Source organism: Flexivirga caeni (assembly GCF_003724155.1).
Classification (GTDB): Bacteria; Actinomycetota; Actinomycetes; order Actinomycetales; family Dermatophilaceae; genus Flexivirga; species Flexivirga caeni.
In genome coordinates, this window is record NZ_RJJQ01000037.1 from 1 (window position 1) to 6,017 (window position 6,017).

Annotated in this window: 6 protein-coding genes; 4 read left to right on the forward strand and 2 right to left on the reverse strand. The window is 64.3% G+C overall.

The annotated features are described in order from the left end of the window. Window positions 1–253: 253 nt before the first annotated feature. A complete protein-coding gene (locus tag EFY87_RS19755; RefSeq protein ID WP_123273205.1) occupies window positions 254–655 on the forward strand; it encodes a VOC family protein in 402 nt (133 codons plus the stop codon). A gap of 132 nt (window positions 656–787) precedes the next feature. Here EFY87_RS19755 and EFY87_RS19760 read toward each other — a convergent pair whose 3' ends face one another. After that, a complete protein-coding gene (locus EFY87_RS19760; RefSeq protein WP_158607736.1) occupies window positions 788–1,432 on the reverse strand; it encodes a methyltransferase domain-containing protein in 645 nt (214 codons plus the stop codon). Window positions 1,433–2,790: 1,358 nt separating this feature from the next. Here EFY87_RS19760 and EFY87_RS19770 point away from each other — a divergent pair. Then, the gene (locus tag EFY87_RS19770; protein WP_123273208.1) at window positions 2,791–3,105 is read left to right on the forward strand and encodes a hypothetical protein; all 315 of its coding nucleotides are present in this window, start codon (window positions 2,791–2,793) and stop codon (window positions 3,103–3,105) included. 58 nt (window positions 3,106–3,163) lie between these two features. Here the strand turns inward: EFY87_RS19770 and EFY87_RS19775 are convergent, their stop codons facing one another. Next, entirely contained in the window at window positions 3,164–4,168 is a 1,005-nt protein-coding gene (locus EFY87_RS19775; RefSeq protein WP_158607737.1) for a phosphotransferase family protein, read from the reverse strand. Window positions 4,169–4,335: 167 nt separating this feature from the next. Here EFY87_RS19775 and EFY87_RS19780 point away from each other — a divergent pair, with 167 nt between their 5' ends. Together EFY87_RS19780 and EFY87_RS19785 are read left to right on the forward strand one after the other, a co-directional pair. Then, window positions 4,336–4,836, forward strand: a complete 501-nt coding sequence (locus EFY87_RS19780; RefSeq protein ID WP_148043433.1) for a hypothetical protein — start codon at window positions 4,336–4,338, stop codon at window positions 4,834–4,836. A 133-nt stretch (window positions 4,837–4,969) separates the two neighbouring features. After that, window positions 4,970–5,920 carry an alpha/beta fold hydrolase gene (locus EFY87_RS19785; RefSeq protein ID WP_123273211.1) on the forward strand — a complete coding sequence of 317 codons (951 nt, stop codon included), beginning with the start codon at window positions 4,970–4,972 and terminating at the stop codon, window positions 5,918–5,920. Window positions 5,921–6,017 lie beyond the last annotated feature (97 nt).

Sequence of the window (6,017 nt, forward strand, 5' to 3'; positions counted from 1 at the left end):
CCGATTAGTGTGTCAACCCACCCCAGCCCACGCCGCTGACCAGCACAAACACAAACCGAACCCGCGATTCCTCACAAAGTGGCACGACTCAGGTCGGTCCGCGCCGACGTCATCCTGGTGGATGATCACTGCGGCCCCAGCGCATCCGATGTCTACGCTCCACATGCGACGATGACACAAATTGATGGATTGTCGGGCATGCAAAGTCGTCGTTGGACGGCACCTCGTATGCCGACCGAAGGAGTGATCCCTAATGCTGCAGCTACTGGGCTTCATCATCGACTGTCCCAACACGATGCAGCTCGCCTCGTTCTACTCCCAGCTGACGGGTCACCCAATCCTGGAGGGCAGCAACGAGCAAGTGGCTGCAATCACCTTTGGGGACGTCGATCTCGCGTTCCAGCGAGTTGACAACTACCGTCGACCAAGCTGGCCAGAGAACGAACACCCCAAGCAATTCCATCTGGACTTCGAAGTAGCCGATATCGAACGTGAACAGCAACGCGCCATCACCCTCGGAGCGGCCCTGGAGTCGGATCTGATCGGCCCGGACGGCTACGGCTGGCGGGTCTACACCGACCTCGTGGGACATCCGTTCTGCCTCTGTCGTCACGAAGGCGTCCATTGGACCGCCAAAGAAATGTTGCGATCTTGAGCCTCTCGACTTGAGCCAGCGCAGCGGGGTCTCCGTTCCGATAGACGAGGGTTTGCGGGGGCGAACAGGTTCGGGAGGGGCTCGCCGCGACGATGTGCGCACCGATCTGGCGCGCCCACACGGCCTCGGTCATCATTCAGTTGTGGCGACGATCTTGCGTACGTGGCTCACGGTGTGACTGCCTGGCGCTGGCCAACCTTCCATCCAGCGGTCAAGCCGATGGAGCGGCACCTCATCGGCCAACTGCACTGCCAAGCGCCCGTATCGCATTACATCGATCTGCCGTTTCGATGCGACCCACGTCCTGGTGGTGACGGTCAGGTTTTCAGACTGGAGCGCTTCGCACAGTCGCTCGCCGATGTCAGGAACAGCCACCCCTTGCTGCATGTGGGCCACCAGCTTCGCATCGAGTTCCGGGCTACCGCTGACGAACTCAAACCGGGACCAGGTGGGCTCGCTGATGACGAGGATCCCGTCAGGGCGCAGAACCCGCGCTGCTTCCGCGATCACCTTCCGCCACTGAGGTAGGTGCATCAGCAGGCGCTGAATGAGCACCCGATCCACTGAGCGCGGGCCGATGGGCAGGTGCTCGGCTCGCGCGCACACGTACCCCGCAGTAGGTGATCTGTCGCGTCCTTTCGTGAGGAGTTCTCGCATGATGTCGAAACCGATGACGGTCGCGGTGGGACAGGTCTGCAAGAGTCGGTGGACCATCTCGCCGGTGCCACATCCGATGTCCACCACCACATGGCCCGGAGCCACGTCAAGGGAATCCACGAGCTCCTGGTCGTCGTCAACCGTCCGCCGGCGTTGCGCTGCGAGGAACTCGACTGCGCCGGTCGCGGTCCGTGAACGCCACTCGTTGCTCGCGAAGCTCAGAGCCTCTCCTTCGTTAACCATCACGGGATGGTCCTTCTCGGCGGCACACTTGAATACTGCCAGTCAAACGTCAAATGGCGACGTGGAAGAGGACACATACCGGTGGATGGTTCTTCGAAGCGGATATGCAGTACCGCATACGCCGCGACGATGATCCCCGTGGGCCGTGGCGCGTGACAACCCTCGCCTACCGCTACCGGCTCGCGGGTCACCGACCTGGACGTCTTCCGCATGCATTGGCACCCCGACGGCAACAGCCCGGTCAGGTCACCGCATTTACACCTGCGCCTGGCTCCCGTCGACCAGGTTGGGTACACGCTCCAGTACCACCTCCCCACCGACCGGCAGTCCTTCGAAGGCGCCATCCGCTGGGCCATCGAACTCGGCCTGCCACCAGCACGCGATGACTGGCGCGAGCTACTCGATCAAGCCGAAGCCGCCCACCGCGCCCAACGAACCTGGCACTAACGAGCCTCGCCACCTGCAGGGCACCTACCCCGGCATCCAACGGAGCCAGGAGCAGCCGAACCCCCATCAGCACCATCGACGCATCCCGCCTTGCTCCCCGGCCGAGCCGTGAGAACTTTCTCTACTGACTCAAGGCGGCGCTTCGCGCCGCACGCACGCCCGGGCCTACGGCCCTCCCGCTCTGGCGCAGGGACCCCCGCGCTCCGGCTCGTTCCTCGCCTACGCGCACCCCCACGCCGACGCGCTCGGGCCTCCACCCCGGCCCAGCGCACGAAGGAAGCGTCCCGGTTGAGTGAACCGAGACGCCTCACCTTCGAGCCGCCGACCCGACGCGGCAGCATCCGGTCCCTACGACGGCCAGTCAAGCCCCCGCTCACGAGGCGTCAGGGGCATGCGCTCACCGCGCAACGACTCCCGCTCCGTTCCCGCGCCGGTGGGGGCTGGACAGTCCGCCTCCGCGACCTCTGGTGCTCCGCTATCGGGTCGGTGGCCCTCCCTGCCCACGCGCACCCCCGGCGCACCCCGACGACTCAACCCCACCGATCCGATGCACTCGATGCACCCGAGAACACACGCGCAGAGCCACGCGATTGCCGGTCCCCAAGCACTCGTAATGAATAGGTCATCGGTTCGATTCCGATAGGCGGCTCAGATGCAGGTCAGGCCCACTTTCCTGGTCCCGGAAGGGAGCAGGAAAGTGGGCCCCTGGTCTTTCTTGGCTCCGAGGGATCGTCGTCGAATCGAGACTTCGGCGACTCGTCAAGGAGTCCACTTCGGAGGGCTTCACGATGTGGGTTGATCCAGCCGACGACAGCATTGATCGATTCGTCGTGCTCCACTACCGCTATGACGCTGACCGCAACGAGCGGCGCAAGATCGTGACGTGGGCCTTCGACAACTCGCGGGAGCGGGACGCAGAAATTTTTCGGATCGCCCACGAGATTGAGGCTGGCAAAGCATCTGGCGAGGCGGATCGGGCCGAGTACCTGTCCGGTTCACACTGGCCGGTCAACTACTTTCGTAACGCCAGGCGCTCACGAATCCGGTTCAACGCCCTCAAGCGCGGCGTGATCATTCCGGATGCTGTATTGAGGGAGCTGTAGCCGTGGCAGGAAGCTGGTTCAGCTCTCGTCAGGTTCCTTTGCGTGGCCGATCGCCTCATCAGCTGTCGGGAATCTCTGGATGTTCACCGAGGCGTCGCAGCGCTTGCTCTACGGCGATCTCGACGCGAGCTGTCATGCCGGATAGGTCGATCGGGCGGCGCCCGGCGACTTGGTGGGATATTGATTCTGGTGTGTTGTCGGCGTGATGGAGCAGGGCGTAGAGGTCCCACCACGGGTGAAGAGGGACACCTGCGATTGATTCATAGCGCAAGCGGAGTTCTTCGGCCCAATCGGGTGAGTAGAGCGAGGCCAGGTATCGCCGAGACTGTCCTACATCGATGGCGCGAGACCCTCGGTGGATGCCGTTCCAGTCGGTGAGTCCGGTGATCTTGCCGCGCGACCAGAGCAGGTTGACGGGCAAGTAGTCACAGTGCAGGAAGACGGCGCCATCGTCAGGTGGAGGTGACTCCATTGCATCGAAGCCCGCCTTCCAGACTGCAGGCTGCCGCGCGCCGACTGGCACCTGGAACTGTCCCAGGGGTGTGATCCACGAGTCGGTCCAGGGTCGGAATGTCGGGGCTGGGAGGTCAACGGCATGCAGGCGGGCGGCGAACTCAGCGATGCTCGTGATCCACGGCCCGCGCTCTGCTGGGTTGAGGTCAATGTGGCCAGGCAGTTGCGTCATGATCAGCGACGGCGCTCCGCCGGTCTCAGTGCCGGCGACGTCTGTGGCCAGAATCGCTGGAACCGGAAGGCCGCTGCCCTCCACCACCTTCAGGGTGGCAATCTCCTCCTCCAGGGCGGTTCGCAGCGCGATGCTTCCCGCGGGGTACTGCCGCAACACCACGAAGGTTCGACTGCCGTGTTGATCAACTGTCAAGCGATGGACAGCAGAGTTGACGCCACCTGTCAATCGACGGTGGCCAACGATGCGACTGGCCCCGCCCAGGGAAGCCGCGGCCCAGGCGAAGGTCTCGGCGGAGGGTCGGCGGTGGAAGAACCTGTTCTCTCGCCAATCGGCGTCGTCCGTCAGGTCCTGCCCGGCCACGTCGTCGCTGATCACAAACGGCGACTCTACAAAGGAGGACGACCAAATTCAGCGCCGATGTCCGAGAAACCATAAGGCTACGTCATGGTGAAATCTGGCCTGCGTGGCAGAGTGAGCCGGGACACGGCCGGCATACCGGATCCGGCCGGTGTGGACCGTGTTCGCTCGATGGAGGTTGATCCATGCCTACAGTCATCCTGGTTTGGCTTGTCATCTGCGTGATCGGTGGCGTTGCAGGCACTACCGGTATGGCGGGATGGGCTCGTCGGCGGGGTGCCCGTGGCGTGCCGATCCGGCCCGCCGGGGATGTTCCGCCCTCAGTGTCGGCGGCCGATGACAGGAGGGTCCATCTCGTAGGTGCCGGAGTACTGGCTGGGGGTTTCGGCAAGGTCTACGCGACCTGGCCGCTGGCGGTGCTCGACATCGGCGAGGCAGTGGTGATCCTGCGATTGAGGCCCCGGTGGCTCGGTGCGATGTTCGGTGCGCAGCCATTGCGAGTGGTTCCAGGCCCGGACGTTGAGGTCTTCCCCGCGCGGGGCGGCCTCTTCAAGACTCGGTATGTGGGAATGCGGAGCGGCTCAGCTGAGGGATATTTCGCCACCAGCAAGCCGCAGGTATTGCTCGGCACGCTGCGCGATGTCGGGTGTCGGGTCAGCGACCGCGAGGAAAGGTTCTTGGCCTAGAAGTCCGGTGTGCAGATAGATTGGGCGGCGTCCGCAGTGCTGCCGGCCGCGATCGGAAAAACGCGTGACAGAGTGAGCCGGGACACGGCCGGCATACCGGATCCGGCCGGTGCGGACACTTCCAGGAGCGCGTATGGCGATCGATGAGCTGAACTTCCCCTCGAGCAACGGGCGCGACACGATCCATGCCTGGCTCTACGAACCGGTCCGGCCGCCGCGCGCAGTCGTGCAGCTCATCCATGGTCTCGGTGAGCACTCTCGTCGCTATTTGCGGCTGATCACCCGGCTGCTCGACGAGGGTTTCGTCGTCGTGGCCGACGATCACGCCGGGCACGGCAAGACCGCGATGGCCTCCGGCGTGTGGACCGACGCGGGCGACGATGCCGCGAATGTCGTGGTGGCAGACGAGGAAACGCTCGCCGCACAGGTTCGTGAACGCTACCCGGAGCTGCCGTTCGTCGTGTTCGGTCACTCGTGGGGCTCGATGATCGCGCGCGGGCTCGCAGCGCGGCAGGGCGATCGGCTCGACGGCTTGATCCTGTGCGGGGTCGCTGCCCAGTTGCACGGCATCGAGCAGGTGCTCGACCGGAGCGCGCTGGCCGCGGAGCCGGATCCGGAAGCAGTGGCGGACGCATATGTCGGCCAGGTCTTCGACGGATTCGTTGCGCGGTTCGGCAAGGCGCCCGGTCCGACCGACTGGGTCGCCCGTGATCCCGGCGTCGTCGCCGACCACGCGCGGGATCGGTTCAACAACTTCGGCGCCCCGATGACCATCCGGTTTCTGCGCGGATTCGTCGAACTCTACGACTCCGTCAACGCCGTGAGCTGGTATGACGCCATCCGGCCCGACCTCCCGCTGCTCGTCCTCGCCGGGGACCAGGATCCCGTGGCGAACTACGGCGAGGGCGCCTATCACGTGGCGAATCGGCTTGTCGCTTCGGGACATTCAGACGTGCGCACTCGCGTCTACACCGGATATCGCCACGAGGTGCACAACGAACCGGAGATCCGTGACGAGGTCGCCGCCGAGATCGCCGGTTTCGTGGACCGAATTTTGACCCAGAACACCCCCGCGTCGGACTGATCGAGTTGTCCACATCCCCTTGGGTTGGGGTGGGGGGTTGTGGATAAGGTTGTTCGTGAAAAGTGTTGCACCACAACGGGTTCCGTGGGTATACACG